This is a genomic window from Enterococcus sp. DIV0240d (assembly GCF_051711245.1).
Lineage (GTDB): Bacteria > Bacillota > Bacilli > Lactobacillales > Enterococcaceae > Enterococcus_D > Enterococcus_D casseliflavus.
This window is the reverse complement of sequence record NZ_JBIOMG010000001.1, coordinates 1,300,029-1,318,296: the sequence shown is the minus strand read 5'-3', so window position 1 is coordinate 1,318,296 and position 18,268 is coordinate 1,300,029. Positions and strand designations below refer to the sequence as shown.

General features: G+C 45.7%; 14 protein-coding genes and 1 pseudogene. 7 read left to right on the top strand and 8 right to left on the bottom strand.

Features of this window, described 5'->3' with window-relative positions; all coding sequences use genetic code 11:
* Nucleotides 1–2 precede the first annotated feature (2 nt).
* Together IGJ25_RS06240 and IGJ25_RS06235 are read left to right on the top strand one after the other, a co-directional pair.
* Nucleotides 3–1,046 (top strand): DUF58 domain-containing protein, encoded by a 1,044-nt coding sequence (locus tag IGJ25_RS06240; RefSeq protein WP_010747771.1) that lies wholly within the window; start codon nucleotides 3–5, stop codon nucleotides 1,044–1,046.
* The gene (locus tag IGJ25_RS06235) at nucleotides 1,043–3,181 is read left to right on the top strand and encodes a transglutaminase-like domain-containing protein (protein WP_010747770.1); all 2,139 of its coding nucleotides are present in this window, start codon (nucleotides 1,043–1,045) and stop codon (nucleotides 3,179–3,181) included. Before IGJ25_RS06240 ends, IGJ25_RS06235 begins: the two co-directional genes overlap by 4 nt.
* Before the next feature lie 58 nt (nucleotides 3,182–3,239).
* Here IGJ25_RS06235 and IGJ25_RS06230 read toward each other — a convergent pair whose 3' ends face one another.
* Entirely contained in the window at nucleotides 3,240–5,891 is a 2,652-nt protein-coding gene (locus IGJ25_RS06230; RefSeq protein ID WP_016608271.1) for a cation-translocating P-type ATPase, read from the bottom strand.
* A 349-nt stretch (nucleotides 5,892–6,240) separates the two neighbouring features.
* Here IGJ25_RS06230 and IGJ25_RS06225 point away from each other — a divergent pair, with 349 nt between their 5' ends.
* Nucleotides 6,241–6,984 (top strand): NADPH-dependent oxidoreductase, encoded by a 744-nt coding sequence (locus IGJ25_RS06225; RefSeq protein WP_154694288.1) that lies wholly within the window; start codon nucleotides 6,241–6,243, stop codon nucleotides 6,982–6,984.
* 119 nt (nucleotides 6,985–7,103) lie between these two features.
* On the opposite strand, the gene IGJ25_RS06220 is transcribed toward IGJ25_RS06225, so the two are convergent.
* Nucleotides 7,104–7,454: a hypothetical protein gene (locus IGJ25_RS06220; RefSeq protein WP_005225497.1), complete on the bottom strand. Its 351-nt coding sequence runs from the start codon at nucleotides 7,452–7,454 to the stop codon at nucleotides 7,104–7,106.
* A 160-nt stretch (nucleotides 7,455–7,614) separates the two neighbouring features.
* Here IGJ25_RS06220 and IGJ25_RS06215 point away from each other — a divergent pair, with 160 nt between their 5' ends.
* Both IGJ25_RS06215 and IGJ25_RS06210 read left to right on the top strand, forming a co-directional pair.
* A complete protein-coding gene (locus tag IGJ25_RS06215) occupies nucleotides 7,615–7,923 on the top strand; it encodes a DUF5960 family protein (protein ID WP_008378984.1) in 309 nt (102 codons plus the stop codon).
* 128 nt (nucleotides 7,924–8,051) lie between these two features.
* Nucleotides 8,052–8,258 carry a hypothetical protein gene (locus IGJ25_RS06210; protein ID WP_015509297.1) on the top strand — a complete coding sequence of 69 codons (207 nt, stop codon included), beginning with the start codon at nucleotides 8,052–8,054 and terminating at the stop codon, nucleotides 8,256–8,258.
* Nucleotides 8,259–8,401: 143 nt separating this feature from the next.
* Here IGJ25_RS06210 and IGJ25_RS06205 read toward each other — a convergent pair whose 3' ends face one another.
* On the bottom strand, nucleotides 8,402–8,695 hold the full coding sequence (locus tag IGJ25_RS06205) for a hypothetical protein (protein ID WP_005234725.1): 294 nt from the start codon (nucleotides 8,693–8,695) through the stop codon (nucleotides 8,402–8,404).
* A 310-nt stretch (nucleotides 8,696–9,005) separates the two neighbouring features.
* Between IGJ25_RS06205 and IGJ25_RS06200 the strand changes: the two are divergent.
* Nucleotides 9,006–9,460 (top strand): annotated as a pseudogene (locus tag IGJ25_RS06200) (type II toxin-antitoxin system HicB family antitoxin).
* A 162-nt stretch (nucleotides 9,461–9,622) separates the two neighbouring features.
* On the opposite strand, the gene pepV reads toward IGJ25_RS06200, so the two are convergent.
* Nucleotides 9,623–11,047, bottom strand: a complete 1,425-nt coding sequence (gene pepV / locus IGJ25_RS06195) for a dipeptidase PepV (protein WP_005225493.1) — start codon at nucleotides 11,045–11,047, stop codon at nucleotides 9,623–9,625.
* 159 nt (nucleotides 11,048–11,206) lie between these two features.
* Here pepV and IGJ25_RS06190 point away from each other — a divergent pair, with 159 nt between their 5' ends.
* Nucleotides 11,207–12,043 carry an NAD(P)H-hydrate dehydratase gene (locus IGJ25_RS06190; protein WP_034857687.1) on the top strand — a complete coding sequence of 279 codons (837 nt, stop codon included), beginning with the start codon at nucleotides 11,207–11,209 and terminating at the stop codon, nucleotides 12,041–12,043.
* 74 nt (nucleotides 12,044–12,117) lie between these two features.
* Here IGJ25_RS06190 and IGJ25_RS06185 read toward each other — a convergent pair whose 3' ends face one another.
* From IGJ25_RS06185 to IGJ25_RS06170, 4 genes are read right to left on the bottom strand one after another with little or no spacing between them, the layout of a single operon-like run.
* Nucleotides 12,118–14,172, bottom strand: coding sequence for a beta-galactosidase (locus IGJ25_RS06185; protein ID WP_225000974.1), 2,055 nt, complete (start codon nucleotides 14,170–14,172; stop codon nucleotides 12,118–12,120).
* A gap of 1 nt (nucleotide 14,173) precedes the next feature.
* Entirely contained in the window at nucleotides 14,174–16,405 is a 2,232-nt protein-coding gene (locus IGJ25_RS06180; protein WP_438779163.1) for an alpha-galactosidase, read from the bottom strand.
* An 8-nt stretch (nucleotides 16,406–16,413) separates the two neighbouring features.
* Nucleotides 16,414–16,881: a hypothetical protein gene (locus tag IGJ25_RS06175; protein ID WP_010747761.1), complete on the bottom strand. Its 468-nt coding sequence runs from the start codon at nucleotides 16,879–16,881 to the stop codon at nucleotides 16,414–16,416.
* Between the two features lie 52 nt (nucleotides 16,882–16,933).
* Nucleotides 16,934–18,268 carry a PTS sugar transporter subunit IIC gene (locus IGJ25_RS06170; RefSeq protein WP_438779162.1) on the bottom strand — a complete coding sequence of 445 codons (1,335 nt, stop codon included), beginning with the start codon at nucleotides 18,266–18,268 and terminating at the stop codon, nucleotides 16,934–16,936.

Sequence of the window (18,268 nt, the reverse complement as noted above, 5' to 3'; positions counted from 1 at the left end):
CGATGAAGAAAAAGAAGCTTGAACGCCTGCTGCGCCTCCTGTTGTTTAGCGCTGCCTATTTTCTGCTGCTGGCTTATTGTGTGATCTTCAATAATAATGCTGGCTGGAGCCTTTGGTTTTTACTGACTTTGTTATTGTTGCTTGATGCAGTATTCTTGCTCCCCTCCCTCAAGAAGGTCCAAATCATTTTAGAAGAATCGATCCAAGCTGAAACACACACAGCGATCACCTTACCGCTGCAAGTCTTCAAGTATCGCCCGACGCTGCTGCCGCTGGTCGATTTCACCTTAAAATTTGACGATCGTTTCAAGGAAAGTCATCACAGCGCCTTTTATCGAGGCAATCTGATTCGGCTGCAGCTGCCTTGGACCCCAAAGGAGCGAGGCATCTATGAAGAATTGCCCGTTCAATTGTACAGCCATGATCTCTTTGGCTTTTTTGAAAAAAGCTACGCTGCAGTTGCGAAACAATCGATTTTGATCCTGCCTAAATTGGCGCCAGAAGCCGTTACCCTGCTGCCATTTTTTAAACAGCAAGTCCGCAGCCAAACCCACGGGGAACCCAATTTTTCTATTCGACAGTTCCGTCAATACCAGTTAGGGGATTCCTTAAAAAATATCGATTGGAAATTATCCAGCAAACAACAGGAATTGATCTATCGCGAACGAGAACATGAAGAAGAACAAGACATCGTTCTGCTCTTTTGGGGAGAAGATCATCCTGCTTTTGAAGAGACTTTATCACTGTTTTATTCGATCCACCATTTCTCGCAAAATCAACGACTTTTTCAGCCGCTCTTGATTGGTGACGGATTGACTTCTCCTTACCAAACGGATGCCGCTGCCTATGCCCAGATCCTTCCCTTCGAGAAAGTTCCTGAAGGGGTACCGCTTTTGACTGGCAGCCATCTTGTCTTCATTACCCCGGTTTTTACCCCACAACTGGAAGACTACCTCAGTCAGTTGGAAGCAAAAAACAGCTGCCAAGTGTTTACCTACGCTGATTTAATGAGGCAGTTGAATAAACTTGAGGAGGCGGTAGGATGAGATTTATTAAGAAAGCGCTGATTGGTCTTCTGACCTTTCTCAGTCTATCACTGGTGATCTTGCCGTTTATCGCAGTTTATGACCTTGGCAATCAGTTCACCCTTTTAACTTATGCCTTTAGTGTCTGTTTGATTTTGACCGTGGTGCCGAAAGTCCGTTACAGTTTGCCTTTGCTGGCAGCCGCTTGGCTGATCGTCTTGTATCGGATCTTTCCTTATGGGACTGCCTTTTCTTTTGATTGGCTGCTGCGTTTTTGGCTAGACCTGCACCGTGCCTTTCAAGAGATCCTCAGCGGTGAAGTCGGCTATATCACCGAACTGGCGGCGGTGACATTGATTGTTAGTTGGGTTTTGTTTTTAGCGATCTTACCGATCGCTTATCAACGCTTTTTCTTGATTTACGCTACCATGATCGGCTACTTGCTAACAGTCGTGATTTTTAATCAATTTGATCTGACGTGGCATTTGATGGGTATTTTTCTTTGTGCCTTGGCTTCTTCACTGATCCAGCGCAGCGTCTTTCAATCCAGTCAAACGATCGCTCCCTGGTTCGCTGTGATGCTATTGATTGGTGGACTAGCCGTCACTGCTGTCTACTTGCCGCAAACGAGCCTGCGGGAACAGTTGGCAGCCCGTTCCACGCCTATACGGACAAATCTGAATCAGCTGGGTTTTTATCAATTTATTGAAGAACATGGCACGCCCAGCGGCTCTCGCACTGGATTCAGTGAAAACGACCGTCAATTAGGCGGACCACTACTGGATGATGCGACGATTTTATTTGAAGCGCAACAAGAAACCCCGCATTACTGGCGGGTGGAAAGCAAAGATTTTTATTCTGGTAAGGGCTGGATCAGTACGAGCCGCGAAGAGGCTCGCTTAGAAGCAGAGGGCGTCACGATCGCGGATCAAAGCTATCAGCAAGCCTATCTTGAGAACGAATCCGTTCGGGTCCAATTTCAAAACCATGGAGACTATGTCCCATTGCCCTATGGACGCAGCACGTTGTCCCTTGAAAACGGTGCTCGCGGATTTCAGATCAGCGACGCCATCCAGCGGGTCGATCTCATTGATCCACTCCCAGACACCACCTTGACCCTCGATTGGGACCATCCAGACTTTGCCGCAGAAAATCTCCAAAATCTGCCTTTGATCTATCCGGATTCTCTGATCGATTATATCCAGTTACCCGATTCTTTGCCGCAGCGGGTACGAGATCTCGCAGCTGAGATCACCGCTGAAAGCAACAGTCTGTTTGATCAAGTCACGGCGGTTGAAAGCTATTTGAAAGATCCGCTCGTATTCCGCTATTCCAAAACCGATGCCGTCGTGCCTGCAGAAGAGCAAGATTATGTTGATCAATTTTTATTTGAATCACAAGTCGGCTACTGCGACAATTTTTCCACGGCAATGGTCGTGCTACTACGGAGTTTAGAGATCCCTGCTCGCTGGGCAAAAGGCTTTTCTCCTGGATCTCCTGCAACAGAAAACGGCATTACTACCTATACCGTTCGCAACTTGAATGCCCACTCATGGGTGGAAGTCTACTTTGACGGCTACGGTTGGGTACCTTTTGAACCGACCCCTAGTTTCCAAAATCCAGATCGTCCCGTGTTGACTCAAGAATCTACTAAATCCGAAGAAACACCGACCGCTAGCAGCGAAACAACACCATCGAGCAGCAGGGAAACAGAAAGCAGCGAAACCACGACCAGCAGTTCTGCAACAGCCGCGGTTTCCGATGACGTTTGGTTGACTGAGGAGTTGAAACAAACGCTGCGCAATGGCTTCTTTGGAGGCTTAGCTATCCTAGGACTTGGCCTACTTTTCTATTTCCGCCATTCGTTTTTCCGTATTCATTTATGGTTGATCTGCCGCTTTACCAAACAGCCGCTAGTTGCTGCCTATCCTTTGTTTTTACGGCAAACGACGAAAGTTCTGTACCGTAACGAGGCGGAGCCGTTGATCGATTATGCCCAACGACTCGAAGCATTCTATCCACTGTTCCATGGTGATTTTATCCGCTTGACGCAGCAATACGAAGCCTACCTTTACAGCCAAGAACAGCCGGCTGGTCAAGAAGCCTTCTTGAAGCAAGTCGCTGCCCAAATCAGTCAGCTGAAAAAAATCAACTAAGCAGTGAGGATAAACGACAAAAAAACGTATCGATCAAACGATCGATACGTTTTTTGCTTTAGGCGTTTCCTTGACGTTTTTGAACGGCAATAATAATCAGTTTCGTGATTTCCATCAAAACAACTGCCACAGCAGCCATTGCGATACATAGACCGACATGTCCTAAAGTGAAGGTTGCTGGAATCGCAAAGACTTCACGGATGCCAGGAATCAAGGTAATGCTGTATAGTCCACCACAAACGACGATCGCCAACCACACCATTTTATTGGCAAAAAGGCCAGCTTGCCAAGCAGTCTCAGTGTTTGAGCGTGCTGGTAATGTTTGCAATGTTCGGCTCCAGATAAGTGTTGAGAAGGCCATCGCTACACCTAATTCAGGTGATTGGTTCATTCCTAACCATTGTGCCAAAATCACGACAGCGGCAATCAAAATACCACGATACGTTACTGAGATCAATGTTTTTCCAGTGAAGATACCAGCATTTGGATCTCTTGGCTGGCGCTGCATGATCGTTGGTTCGGCTTTTTCCATTCCTAGAGCAATCGCTGGTAATGAGTCGTTGACTAGGTTGATAAAGAGCAGCTGCAAGGCAGTAAATGGATTGTCCCAACCCATCACTAAGGCAAAGACGATCGCAATGATCGCACCTAAGTTTCCAGCAAACAAATACGAAATAGCTTTTTTGATGTTGTCAAAGACGTTTCGGCCAACTTCTACGGCACGAATGATCGAGGCAAAGTTGTCATCCGTCAAGACCATCGCCGCTGCGTCTTTGGCAACGTCCGTTCCGGTTCCCATTGCGATCCCGATATCCGCTTGTTTCAAGGCGGGTGCATCATTGACCCCATCCCCGGTCATGGCAGAGATCTTGCCTTTGTCTTGCCAAGCCCGCACGATACGGATTTTGTTTTCTGGCGAAACACGAGCATAGACTGTGATTTTGTCTAATTGATCCGCTAGTTCGGTTTCAGAAAGAGCATCCAATTCCGTACCGGTCAAGGCTAAGTCGCCCTCGGCTGAAATACCGATCTCTTGTGCAATCGCCACGGCTGTCGTTTTGTGGTCCCCTGTGATCATTACTGTTTTGATACCAGCAGATTTAGCATCCGCTACGGCTTGTTTGACTTCTTTACGAGGAGGATCGATCATCGCCATCAAACCAACCAAAATCAGCTCGTTTTCATCTTCAAGTGTCAATTCTCGTGATTGGGCATCGGTCAATGGACGGTAAGCAAACGCCAAGACCCGTAATGCCCGTTTTGAGAATTCTTCGTTTTGATGTTGTAATTTCTGCTTGATTTCATCTGTTAAAGGCACGACTTGATCATCGATCAAGACTTTGGTACTGCGCCCAAAGACGATGTCTGGCCCACCTTTGGTCAACAATAAATGTTCGCCATCGATCTCATGTAAGGTAGACATCAATTTACGATCAGAATCGAAAGGCAATTCTTGCAAACGAGGAAACTGTTGACGAATTGCCCGATAAGGCTGATTTAGTTTCTCACTGTAATCCAGAAAAGCAATTTCAGTAGGGTCTCCTAGCTTCGCCCCATCTTCACTGATGGCAGCATCATTGGCCAAGACACTGATCTCTACTAAGCGTTTTTCAGGCAATGTCCAGGTGGTTGGCTCATCGGAGAACGTGCCCGTTTGCCCATTTGGTAAATAGTAGTCAACAACGGTCATTTTGTTTTGGGTCAAAGTCCCGGTCTTATCGGTACAAACGATACTCGTTGAACCCAATGTTTCAACCGCTGGTAGTTTTCGAATGATGGCATGACGCTTCGCCATTTGTTTTGTTCCGATCGAAAGAACGATCGTCACGATCGATTGCAAGGCTTCTGGAATCGCTGCAACGGCTACGGCTACCGCAAACATAAAGGCGTTGACTAAGTCTTGTGTCATATCACCTGTTCCGTCACCTAAGAACAACCGTGCGACTTGAACCCCTAAAATAATCAATGAAAGGACTAAGATCGCCAAGCTCAGTTTTTTACTGAAGCTGTCTAATCCTCTTTGCAATGGTGTTTTGTGTTCAACTGTACTTTCCAATAAGCCAGCCACTTGACCGATTTCCGTCACATTACCAGTCGCAGTTACGATAAACCGACCACGTCCATAAGTGACGATCGTTCCACTGAAGACCATGTTGTCACGGTCGCCGATCGGTGCGGTACGATCGATCACCCCTAATTCTTTTTCCGCTGGCGTTGATTCCCCAGTCAGCATTCCTTCATCGACCTTCAAAGAACCCTCTTCGATCAATCGACCATCTGCTGGTACATAGTCCCCAGCTTCTAAAATAACGATATCGCCGACAACCAATTCTTTCGCCAGCACACTTTGTTCTTTGCCATCCCGAATGACGTTAGCATCTGGTGCCGACAGGCTTTTCAAAGCGTCTAACGACCCTTCGGCTTTTTTCGTTTGAATCACACTGACGACGGAATTCAACAAGAGTACTGCGAAGATAACGATCGACTCAACGTGGGCACCCATAACCATTTGGATGATTGCCACGATCAGCAAGACGATCACCATCGCATCTTTGAAGGTATCTAAGAATAAGGCAAAGCTAGATTTCTTAGGTGCTTCCTTCAGCTGGTTCAAGCCATTTTCTAACCGCTTGGCTGCCTCTTGCTGCGTCAACCCCTCTGGACTGCTCTGGACCTCTGCCATAATTTCCGAGATTTCTTTTTGATACATTTCTTTCGCCAATTTTTTTGCCCCTTTTAATTTTATTTTCCTTAGGCACTCTGCTAGAAAAAAAGAGACCTAAGACAAGTATACGCTTGTCTTAGGTCTCACCATTTCAAATAATACCAGAAAGCTGTCGCCAGCTTACTTACTGTTGATATTATCGCAGCTTGCGCCACCGGTTACTCCCCTAAGGAATAATAATAAGAATGTATCATTATCATAACGGAAACTTTTGTGCTTGGCAACTATAAAACATCAATTTGAAAATTTTTTGAAAACATTCTTTTTGTTCCCATTCCTTTTTTTCTGTTACACTAAGGAAGAAAGAAATTTGTACGTTACAGGAGGAAAAACGATGGATCTTTTTGATACTTTTACCCGCCACAGCTCTGTCCGAGATTTTCAACCCCGCCCACTATCAAAGGAACTCAAGCAAAAATTAGTAACGGTTGCCCAGAGCGGTTCCAGTTCGAACTTTGTTCAAGCCTATTCGATCATTGAGGTCAGTGATCCTGAAAAACTGGCTGCCATCGAAGAAATTGCCGGTGCCCCAAATTACATCACTCGAACGGGCGTCTTCTATCTTTTTGTCGCCGACTTACATAAACACCAGCAGCTGCTGACCCAAGCAGGGGTGCCTGATACCCACTTAACCACGATGGAACCATTTATTGTGTCTGTCGTTGATACGACCATCGCTGCCCAAAACATGGTAGCTTCCGCTGAAGCGCAAGACTTAGGAATTTGTTACATCGGCGGCATCCGCAATGATTTGCCTCGTATCGCAGAACTTGTCGGCTTACCAAAATTGACGTTTCCGTTATTCGGTTTAACGATCGGCTATCCGCAACACAGAAATGAGCCGAAAGTCCGCTTGCCCCAAGAAGCGATCGTAAGTGTCGATCAGTATCAACCGCTGACGCAGGAGCAAACAGCCCAGTACAATCAAACGACAGAAGCCTATTATGCACAGCGCAGCAGCAATCAACAGCAAACCAATTGGCAAACGAAAATGACGGAATTTTTCCGTGAACCGCGACGTCCAGATGTCGCGGCCTTTATGAAACAACAAGGCTTCTCAGACCACTTCGGCGAATGAGGACACTAATTACCACGGGAAAATAAAAAACGATCTTTGGCAAGGAATCTTGTCAGGATCGTTTTTTGCTTAGTGTAAAAAATCAGGTTCAGGCGGCTCTTGTATCTTTGTCATGCTAATCAACGTGCGGCTTCTTGTGCGGCTTCGTTGACGGCAACTGCCTGCTCACATTTTTCCATTAATGCTACTAACGCTTTATCTAACACTGCTTCATTTTCGGAGGTTCGCTGACTGATTTGCGTCATAGGCTGCGCCGCAAGATCCAGCAAATAGGTAGGGATTGCTTCTTTTTCAGCAAAAGTGCCCTTGATCAGCGGCTGGTAGACAGACTCGCCACAGGGTCCGGTTTTGATAAAGGCTAGTTCGAACTGCGCCTTCCCTGACAAACGCAACCGATAGACCCCTTCTTTGGTCAGCAGTTTTTCATCGGCAAAGCGTGCCTGTAATCGTGCGAAACGTTCGTAATCCATGGTATCTGCTCCTTTTTGATTCCTTCTTTTCTCTAGTGTAGCAAATTTCTTGTTAGCATAACATCTTTTTCATAGAGAACGCCTCCTTTTTCCTCGCTTGGTAATTTTTCACTTTACAAACAGAACAAACGTTCGTATAATTCGAGTGAGGTGAATGTGTATGCCAGCTGCAAAAATTGCTTATGCAAAACAAGAAACCTATGCATTTGAAAAACACTATTATGAATTGGTAAACTTTCCCACACCAGTGGCGCTTTTGTTTGATGAATTCGCACTGACGATGGAGCGCAATCAAAAATCGTATATTGCGATCCCCGCGCGCTATTCCGTCTTAAAGGTTCCGCTCGTCTTTGTTTTTCGACTAGAGACTAAGGATGCGCCTGTTTATTATTATGAGCACGTACTCGCTGAAAATAAGATCATTCGCCGCTACAACCCCGAGCGTAACTATTTGCCCGGCGGAAGATAGACCAATGGTTCAACCCGTTTGCCATACTTAGCGGTTGCACTCTCCTGATGCATATCACTGAGCAGCAGTTCGAATATTTGTCATCCAAACGAAACCCCTCTATACTAAAAAGAAAGGGGTTTTTCACAATGACGAAAAAACCGCCGCAAACGTCTGAAGAAAAGGAAGCCGCTTCTAACAATATGGGACTGGGGATCGGTGTCGGAATGGCATTAGGTGCTGCGTTTGGGATGCTGTTTTTTGACAATCTAGCATTAGGCATGGGTTTAGGCATCGCACTAGGTGTAGCGATCGGTGCGGGCATGGATCAAAAAAGCAGCAAAGACAAGAAATAGCTGCAGCAAGGAGCTGTGTTTATCTGTCACAGCTTGCTGCCCAGTAAATACCAAAAAAGCCTAGGTTCTGCACTTGTTGTGCAGAACCTAGGCTTTTTTGCTACTTCGAGCAATATTCTCGAAAGCAGCTGCTTCACAGTTGGTTACAACAGATTTCTTTTCGCCATTTCTGCGCGATACAGTTCATAGACCGCATCACTTTGCTTTGCATGGCTGCGGTAAAAGAGCCCATAAGAGAAAATCGCTTGGAAATTGCTTCCTTGATTTGCTCGTGCTACAGCGTGGTACAAATTCGCCAACTGCTGATCAGACATCTTCCCGCTTTTGATTCGTTTGGCAACTGCTTTTTGGGAAAGGGTAAATAAAATCGTCGTAAATACTTGATAAACCACCCAAATCGCCAGAATAACCAAAATAAATTTCACTAAATCAGGCATCACTTTTCAACTCCTTACAAAAAGTAAATCATTCGGATGATTTGATGTCAATAACAAAATATAACATTTTCATTAATAATAGACACAAAGATTTTTAAATTACCACAAAAGATGATGTTCTTTCAATCATCAGAATTTCTGAATTGATACTCTCCTCTTAAAAAAATATTGCCTATTGTTCAGTATTTATGACACTGGTACAATAAAAAAGCAACAACTCTTGCTTAAGACTACTAGGTACTAGTGAAAAATAAGAGCGCTACCATTGCAATCAGATCTGTAGAGAATCGCGAAAAAGGAGTTGTACACTATGTTAGCAAGTTACCCTGCATTGTTTTATTACACCGATACAGACGAAAGCGAAGTGAAGTATTTTATTTCTTTTCCTGATTTTCCTGAGCAAGTCGGCACTCAAGGCTTAGACATCGCCGATGCTTTATTCATGGCATCCGATTGGCTCGGAATCGTTTTGGCAGATTGTATTGAAAATAATCGGGAGATTCCGCTCTCTACCCCCATTAATTGTTTATCACTGGAAGCGAATAATCCGTTTATAACGATTTAGATTTTGAATTCGATTACGACAAAGAAAAATCATTTCTATCGATGGTCCTTGTTGATGTTTCAGAATATTTAGAGAATCAAACCTTCGTCGAGAAAAAACTGGCGATTCCTCAATGGGCGGATAAACTAGGACGAACTATGCATTTAGATTTTTCAGAAATCCTCACTGACGCAATCCTAAAGAAAAAATGTAAAGACTAATTGCTTCTACACCTCATCACTATGAGGTGTTTTTTACTACTCATCCCCCTGTTCCATACTAAAAAAGTGCGGCATTCTCTCACATGAAAAAGATACGAGAATGCCGCACGAAACGTTCAATTGTATTTATTTAGCGAGTGAACAGACCCAATCAATCTCTCTTTATTTCGCCAAACGGTAGATAGCATCTGCATAGATCACCGCTGCGTTGAATAGGTCATCCAAGCTCATGAATTCATTGGCTTGGTGCATGGTGTCAACATAGCCAGGGAACATTGCGCCATAAGCAACGCCGCGTTTCAATAGACGGCCGTATGTGCCGCCGCCGATGATTTGTTCGAAGCCTTTTTCGCCAGTATGTTCTTCATAAACCGCCAATAAAGTTTCTACCAATGGATCATCTGCTGGCACGTAGTGAGGTTCCATGTTGCGGTCATTGCGGGTAACGGTTGCCCCTTCCATACCGACGGTGCGTTCCACACCGATTTCAAGTCCTTCCGCAGTTACGCCTTTAGGATAACGGAAGTTCAATGCGATAAAGTTGTCTGCTTGCGTTCCTGCTTGGTTCGCTTTAAAAGCAAATAAACCAGCATTCATAGTCAATTTACCCATTTTTTCATCTTCGTACGCCACACCTAATTTTTCACCGTAGAAATCTTCATGGACATAGGCTGCTGCTGCATGGATGAATTGTTTTGCGCCGCCGCCAAAGGCATAGTTATCTAAGAAGACTGCTAAGAAAGTCCCCGCATTGATTCCTGATTGTGGGCTGGCACCATGAGCACCTTTACCGACTAATTCGATCGTCACTTGTTCATTTTCTGTTTCAATCGTCCCCGTCACTGGATTGGCTTCAACGTAATCGAAAAAGGCTTTTTCGATCGCTAATGCTTCTTCTGTTGATGGAGCAATGAAGCTTGCTGTTGCCGTTCCTGGTACCATATTTTCTCGCAAGCCAGCAGTAAAGCTTTGCAGCGTGAAGTCTCCTTCATTGTTGCCTTGGAAATGGATCCCTAATGTCACATTTCCTTTTTCTCCATTAATGATTGGGAAATTGGCATCTGGTGAGAAGCCAAAATCAGGCTTTTCTTCATGCTCAAAGTAGTAATCCATATCTGCCCAGCCGCTTTCTTCATCAGAACCAACGACAAAACGGATTTTTTTCGATAATGGCAAGCCCAATTCTTTGATGATCTTCATCCCATAATAGGCAGCCATTGAAGGACCTTTATCATCAGAAGAACCACGAGCATAGATTTTGTTGTCATTGATGACTGGATCATAAGGATCGGTTGACCAGCCGTCACCTGCAGGAACAACATCCATGTGGCCGAAGATCCCTAATGTTTCGTCTCCTTCACCAAATTCGATGTGACCAGCGTAGTTATCGACGTTTTTGACTGTGAAGCCATCACGTTCGCCATAAGCTAGCATGTGTAGCAACGCATCACGAGGTCCAGGACCAAATGGCGCATCCGCAGTCGCTTTATCATCTTCTCTTTCACTTTTCACTTTCAATAGATCAATCAAGTCGTTCAGCAAATCGTCTTTGCGGGCTTCGACCTCTTTTTTCCAATCGATTGTCATAGTGTTCCCTCCATTTCTGTTCTCGCTATTTATGATAACACTCTTAAACCAAAAAAGGAAAAAAAATTGCGCCTTTTTCCATGGGTCTTTTCTATGAAATTTCTAGGAAACAGGTATAATAAATATAACTCGATTTTGATTAACGAAAGGAGTCATTGCATGGAGCAACTTGATTCTGCAATTTTATCCAAAGTGATCCAACAGCGCCCGACAAAAAGCCACAAAGGCACTTTTGGCCGAGCCGTTTTAGTAGGGGGGAACCGCCAATTCGGTGGGGCGATCTTAATGGCTGCGCAAGCCTGTGTGTATGGGGGAACTGGTTTGACCACCGTGATCTCCGATGGCGTCAACCGAACCGCCCTGCACGCCCGCTTGCCTGAAGCGATGTTTGTCGATTGGCAGCAAACAGAACTGATCGATACGGTCACCGAATCGGCGGACGTCCTACTGATTGGTCCTGGATTAGGCGAAGGAAAAAGCAATTTTGATCTGCTGCAGCGGATCGTTTCTGCCCAAAAAGAACACCAATGGTTGGTGATCGATGGTTCGGCGATCAATTTGGCTGCCAAATATCCGCTGATCATCCCCTTTCCTGAACAAGTCGTCTTCACGCCGCATCAGATGGAATGGCAACGGCTCAGCGGACTGGCAATTGCCGACCAGACAGAAGAAAACAACCAGCAAGCCCAACAAAAACTCGGAAGTCTGGTAGTCTTAAAAAGCCATCGCACACAAATTTACGGCAGCAACATCGCCCAAAATCCCCTCGGAACACCCGCAATGGCGACTGGTGGGATGGGTGATACGCTGGCAGGCATGATCACCAGCTTTTTGGCACAGTTTGAAAAAACAGAGGAAACGATCCAAGCGGCTGTCTATCTCCATAGCCTGATTGGCGAAGCATTGGCAAAAGAGCACTATGTCGTTTTGCCGACACAAATCAGTGCCGCATTGCCTCAATGGATGAAAAAGCACCAAGCATCCGATCCAGAATGATTTCTGATAAACCATTCATCAAAAAAACGTCCCTTTCTGCATTTGTCGAAAGGGACGTTTTTTCCAATGGTCAGCTAATTGTTAAAATAAACCACTCGCACTTCATACGGCGCCAAGGTTGCTGTTTGAGGGACTGCTTGATTGGTCTCTAAATCAACGACTTCTTTGATCAAGTGTAGTGTCTGCTCTTTCTCAGAAAAATTCATGATGAAAAAGTACGTTCGTTCTGGACTGATCCTGCCTTGGATCGAGACTGCAGGATTGGCATGCGCGATCCTTTCCTCTGCCAAGGACAGCTCACGGACCAAAGAGGCATAAAACTGTTCGAAAAAGTCATAGTTGGTGCGAGCCGCCAGATAGTAGGCGGTGCCGGCACCAAAGGTATGTTTGGTGATCGCAGGTGTTCCTTGGTAAAAATCCGCTTGATACTCCCCTAGTACCTCCGCTGTTTCGGCTTCGATGATTGCAGAATAGTCCCGTGTTTCAAAGGGCTGTCCTTGAAAAACCAACTGATTGTGTTCAGTGTCAAAAAGAGTTTCCAGCTCCAACACGTTGATGCCTAATAATGCTCGCAACGGCTGTGGCAAGCCCCCCAGATACAACAAGTCGGTTTCATTGACCATGCCGCTAAAGTAACTGGAAATCAAGGTACCACCGGCTTGTGTATACTGGCAAAGTTTTGCCATCGTCTCTGATGTCATCAAGTAAAGCATTGGAGCGATCACCAACTGATAGTCAGAAAAATCTTGCTCTGGCGTCAAAATATCGACAGCGATGTCTTGTTCCCAGAAATAACGATAATGCTCCTGCAACGTTTGCGGATACCGTCTGGTTGGTCGACCAAACCCGCCGCCTCGCTTCAATGCCCAGTTGCTTTCCCAGTCAAAAAGGATCGCCACTGCTTTTTTTCTTGTGGTTCCTTGAATCTCTTTGATTTTTTCCAAGCGCTTGCCGTAAGCCGCAACTTCTTTGAAGACCCGATTCTCCGTGGAATCATCATGTCCCACGACTGCTCCATGGAATTTTTCTGAATTGCCGCGGGATTGGCGCCATTGAAAATACAAGGTACTATCTGAGCCGTGAGCGATCTGCTGCATGGCACTCAACTGATGGACACCAGGCTTTTTCGCTTTATTAAAGGAATGCCAGTTAACAAAACTCGGCGTGCATTCCATCACTAAAAAGGGCTGTTTCTTCAATGACCAGTATTGATCATGTACATAGGCGGATTTCATCGCTGTCGCTGCCAAGGATTCAAAGTTGTTGTTCCAATCAGGGTAACTATCCCAGCTAACGATGTCCACATGACGAGCGAACTTGCTGTAGTCAATGCCTTCTAAAGGAATAAAATCTTGGGTAGCATGTCCTTCCGCCATAAAATTCGTCGTCACAGGAATGTCCGGTGTCAGCTGACGGATCGGCGCACATTCATGCAAATAAAAATCGATCGTCCTATCTGTGACAAATCGTTTCCAATCAAGATCCATGCCATGCACTTTGTGTTCCCCTAAAGGTGAAGGCGGTAAAACCTGCGACCAATCAGAGTACGTACCGCCCCAAAAAGAAGTCCACCAGGCATGATTCAACGTGGCTAAATCACCATATTTTTTTTGCAGCCAGCTGCGCCAGTTTTCCTGACAATAGGAGCAAAAGCATTCCCCAGAGTACTCATTGGAAATATGCCACATGGCTAATGCCGGATGCTTGCCGTACCGTTTTGCCAACTGCTGATTGATTTGCGTCACCTTTTCCCGATAGATCGGTGAAGAGTAACAGTGATTGTGGCGAAACCCATGGGTATGTTTTTGCCCTTGGGCGTTGGTCCGATTGACTTCGGGATACTTTTGGCTCAGCCATTGAGGACGCCCACCGCTAGGAGTGGCCAAAATGACTTTGCCGCCGATGCCATGGATCTGATCAAACACACGATCCAACCAGTCAAACTGATAAACGCCTTCTTGCGGCTCTAAGGCACTCCAAGCAAACACCCCTAATGTGACAGTGTTGACATGGGCTTGCTGCATATAAGCAAGGTCCTTTTGCAAGATTTCTGGATAAGCCAGCCATTGATCGGGGTTGTAATCCCCGCCATGCATAAACTGCTGATCAAACAATTGATTGCTCATCATTCTACTCCTTTTTAGCTTGTAACTGGTAGACAAATGATTGAAAATCGCCAGTGACTTGCGCTGTTCCATGGTTGACGGCATTAAACTGATAGGGTTTACGCAACCCTAATTGCCTTAACAGCTGACCAGAGACAGTTTCGCCATTGACCTGATACACCTGTTGGGCATTAAGAAAGGCTGCGGGCAAAAAGTCTTCCGCCGTCGGATTGGCTTGTGCCAACACGCGAAAGAAAGCAATCAATGCTTCTTCGTTTTGCGGATCATACACTGCCCAAGTCGTTTCATTGGCATGGTCCAACTGCTGCAGCTGGTAAAAAGTGCCAAAGGTCAGCAATTGCCGCTGTTTTTTATAAAAGACGATTTGGGATTTGATTGCCTGCTTTTCAGCGTCAGACAAATGAAAGAGATCGAGTTCATACCCCAAAGGCCCAAACATTGCGACGGTTTGCCGAAAGTCTAAAGACGTTGCCCGGCCGACTTGGTGGTTTGGTGCCGCCGACACGTGATTGCTGAAGGAGGACAAAGGATACCCTAACAACGTTCCGCTTTGGATGGCTAAACGTTCCACTGCATCACTATCATCACTAGGCCAAATCTGCGGACTGTAAAATAAGATCCCTAAATCGTATCTGCCCCCGCCGCCAGCACAGCCTTCAATCAAAAGGGTCGGAAACGCCGCTAAGATTTTTTCATATAAGCGATAAAGACCTAAAATGTAGCGATGATAAAACTCCGTCTGAGAAATTCCCTGTTCCGCTAAATAGGGAGAGTAAGCTTCCGTGATATTGCGGTTCATATCCCATTTGATGTAATCCAGCTTGGTTTCAAGGATCACTTTTTGCATCACTTCGAAAATCGCCTCGACCACTGCTGGATTGGCAAAATCCAACACGTATTGCCCGCGCCCCACAGAGATCCGCTCATAAGGATGCTTGACTACCCACTCAGGGTGCTCTTGGTACAACTGACTATCTGGCGAAACCATTTCTGGTTCAAACCAAATCCCCAGTTGCAGCTGCATGGCATGAATTTTCTCAGCAAAAGACCCGATTCCTTTTGGAAATTTGGCAGGGTCCGCCACCCAATCGCCTAATGAACTGCGGTCGTCGTTGCGTTTTCCAAACCAACCATCGTCCAGCACAAAGCACTCCATCCCTAATGCCTTGCTTTCTTGGGCTAAGGTCAACAGCTTTTCTTCATTAAAATCAAAATAAGTCGCTTCCCAATTATTAAAGACGATCGGTCGCTGCCGCTTTTGCCAATAAGGGGCAATCACATGCTTTTCGATAAATTGGGCGGATTCTTGACTCAAGCCATTCAGACCAGCAGCGGTGAAGGTGAAGAGACATTCTGGGGCTTCAAAAGTTTCTCCTTGTGAAAGCTGCCAGCTGAAATGCTCAGGATGTATCCCCAACATCAATCGAACGTTGTCCCACTCATCCATTTCCGCTTGCGCCAAAAAGTTGCCGGAATAAATCAGGTTGGCACCATAGACGTGACCAGTGTCATTGGTGGCTTGCTGTTCTTTTAAGGCGACAAAAGGATTGTGCTGATGACCAGACGCTCCTTTTAACGAGCCGACACTGATCGTCCCTTGGGTCAAAGGGACCGTCTTGATGTGCCGTTCTTTCAGCCATGCGCCTGAAAGATGCAGCAGTTCAAAATCGCGATTTTTCAGTTCCAAGACACCACTCAAAAAGCGCTGGATGGTTCTCGGCTTGCTCCCCGTATTGGTCAGTGTTTGCTGCCGCGTGATCGTTCCTGATCCTTTGAAGATCGTATAGGTGATCGCCAGTTCCAGCTGCCGCTCTTGATCTACTAATTCAAAGACGATGCTTTGGCTTTCATCAGCAGAAGCAAAGCTGGCTGGTTGCGCCAGCTTTCGTTCTTTGCCCTCAAAACAGTGAAAAGCCACAAGTTTAAAATCAACATAAAGTGGGGTTTCTTCCTCAAAGACCGACACTGCCCCTTCTCGAAAATCAGAAGTCCCATACGTTGGCAATTCTTGAAAACGGTCCGCCAAAGTAAAAAGATTGTCTGCTTCAAAAAATTTGACGGTTCCTGCCGATTTATTCTCTTTTTTCTCAAGGTACGCTTGATCAAACGGCGCCAGTGTGCCTAGAGATGGCCCAAAATAGACATGACCCAGTTGCTGATTTGGTAACACATTTATGATATAACTGATTTTTTCATTGTATAAGTGAAAGAGTTGTTCATTCCTAATTTCTATCATTGCTATCCTCAATTTTCCCCATTTTTTTCATTTGTCCCTGCTCGTTGACAAGCTGCTTCAAGATAACGCAAGCGTTTTTTGACACCGCGATTGAAAAAGAATTTGTAAAACAGCGCCGCCAGCATAAAACTGTAGGTTGTTTTCTGCTGCTCAAAACGGCTTTGTTCCGAATACGTGACTTGCAACTTCCCTTTTCGTCCTGGTGCAAAACTGTACCGTTGATCGATCACTCCTTCTTCATGGGTCGTACGAAGCCACAGCTCATCCGCGGCAATTTTTTTGACCGTCATGACGGCAGGTACCAACCGCGGGGCGGTTTTGGTTTGGATCATCGTTTCAATACGGCAGCCTTCCCCGAACGGTTCTTGGGCTTGTTTGGCTAGAAAGAATTTCTCTTGTTCCGCCAATAACACACGGGAAAAGTCCGTAGGTGTGGTATTCATTTGATAACTGCAAGACAATGTATCGGTTCTCATCACAAATTCCTTTCTAAAGGGTGCGCTATTGCATTCCTTTCCGTTTCTGGGCTTATCTTTCTTCTACCCTTTGATTGATCGTTTCAGATGCCGCTTGTTCATTTAATGCCGCTTCCGCTTTTTCTTCTTTCAAGTACCCGCGATCCATTACGATCAAGAATGGCACCCAAATCAAGGTCATTACGGCAACCGTCACTAACTGTAAGATTGTGCCGGCAACAGAACCCGTGCCTAACCAACCAGATAAGAAGACCGGGGTCGTCCAAACAACCGTTGCTCCGATTGGCCGCGGCACCAAGCCTGCGGCAATCGCAAAGTAAGAGATCGTTGTACTGGCTAATGGGGCTAAGATCCATGGGACAAAAGCGATCGGGTTCAAGACGATCGGCAAACCAAAGGTCATCGGTTCAGATACGTTGAAAACAGATGGAGCGATCACCGTCTTCATTAATTTTTTCATCCGAATCGAACGAGCGATAAAGAAGGCCATCGTAATCGAGATCCCCAGCTGCATTCCTTGATTGACGAACACGCCCATAAACGTAGTGTTAATGATATGGGGCAGTTGTTCCGCCCCTGCTTTGTAGGCTTCATAGTTTTCGATCGCTAACGCATTCATGATTGGATCGATCACCGCATTGACCACTAGTGTTCCGTGAATCCCAAACCACCAGAAGAATTGGGTGAACAAGACGGCGATCAGTACTGCTGGCAACGTACCGCCTAAGCCCATTAATGGTTTTTGCAAAATCTCATAAACGAAATCAACGGCATTGCCCCATGAAGTAAAGGTGAACAAGTAGCGAATCAAATTGAAAAGGAACAACGGTGCCGCACCAGGAATGATGGCGACAAAGGATTCTGCGATCATTGGCGGAACCGAACCTGGCATTTTGATCGTCAGCCCAGCCGCACTGATTTTGCAATAGATCTGCGTAGCGATAATGGCCGTGATGATTCCGACAAACATTCCCTCAGCCCCTAATTTCGACAAGGGGATCACTGTACCTAACTCTTCGGATGAGCCAAAAGGCAGCAGCATCAAAAACGAAGACAGTGAGATGGCACCCGCAAATAATTTGGCTTGTCCATACTTGCCAGCCAACTGATAGCCGATCCCAAAAACAACGAAAATAGCGGTGATACTCATGGTCGCATTTCCGATAGGACCAAAAAAGTCGTTTAGAAACGTGATGAATCCCTCTGGAAGTTTTTCCGAGAGTCCGAAAGTAGCAGGCAGATTCTGAATAATAATCATAATTGACGCAAACATTGTTGCAGGAAAAGCGACCATAAACCCATCACGCAGACTTAACAAGTATTTGTTGTTGGCAATGATCTGAGCAAAAGGCACCATCTTTTCGGCTAATTTATCAATAAACTTCAT

Coding starts and splice junctions, on each gene's coding strand:
- IGJ25_RS06240 (WP_010747771.1), top strand. CDS start 3: ATGAAGAAAAAGAAGCTTGAACGCCTGCTGCGCCTCCTGTTGTTTAGC.
- IGJ25_RS06235 (WP_010747770.1), top strand. CDS start 1,043: ATGAGATTTATTAAGAAAGCGCTGATTGGTCTTCTGACCTTTCTCAGT.
- IGJ25_RS06230 (WP_016608271.1), bottom strand. CDS start 5,891: ATGTATCAAAAAGAAATCTCGGAAATTATGGCAGAGGTCCAGAGCAGT.
- IGJ25_RS06225 (WP_154694288.1), top strand. CDS start 6,241: ATGGATCTTTTTGATACTTTTACCCGCCACAGCTCTGTCCGAGATTTT.
- IGJ25_RS06220 (WP_005225497.1), bottom strand. CDS start 7,454: ATGGATTACGAACGTTTCGCACGATTACAGGCACGCTTTGCCGATGAA.
- IGJ25_RS06215 (WP_008378984.1), top strand. CDS start 7,615: ATGCCAGCTGCAAAAATTGCTTATGCAAAACAAGAAACCTATGCATTT.
- IGJ25_RS06210 (WP_015509297.1), top strand. CDS start 8,052: ATGACGAAAAAACCGCCGCAAACGTCTGAAGAAAAGGAAGCCGCTTCT.
- IGJ25_RS06205 (WP_005234725.1), bottom strand. CDS start 8,695: ATGCCTGATTTAGTGAAATTTATTTTGGTTATTCTGGCGATTTGGGTG.
- pepV (WP_005225493.1), bottom strand. CDS start 11,047: ATGACAATCGATTGGAAAAAAGAGGTCGAAGCCCGCAAAGACGATTTG.
- IGJ25_RS06190 (WP_034857687.1), top strand. CDS start 11,207: ATGGAGCAACTTGATTCTGCAATTTTATCCAAAGTGATCCAACAGCGC.
- IGJ25_RS06185 (WP_225000974.1), bottom strand. CDS start 14,172: ATGATGAGCAATCAATTGTTTGATCAGCAGTTTATGCATGGCGGGGAT.
- IGJ25_RS06180 (WP_438779163.1), bottom strand. CDS start 16,405: ATGATAGAAATTAGGAATGAACAACTCTTTCACTTATACAATGAAAAA.
- IGJ25_RS06175 (WP_010747761.1), bottom strand. CDS start 16,881: ATGAGAACCGATACATTGTCTTGCAGTTATCAAATGAATACCACACCT.
- IGJ25_RS06170 (WP_438779162.1), bottom strand. CDS start 18,268: ATGAAGTTTATTGATAAATTAGCCGAAAAGATGGTGCCTTTTGCTCAG.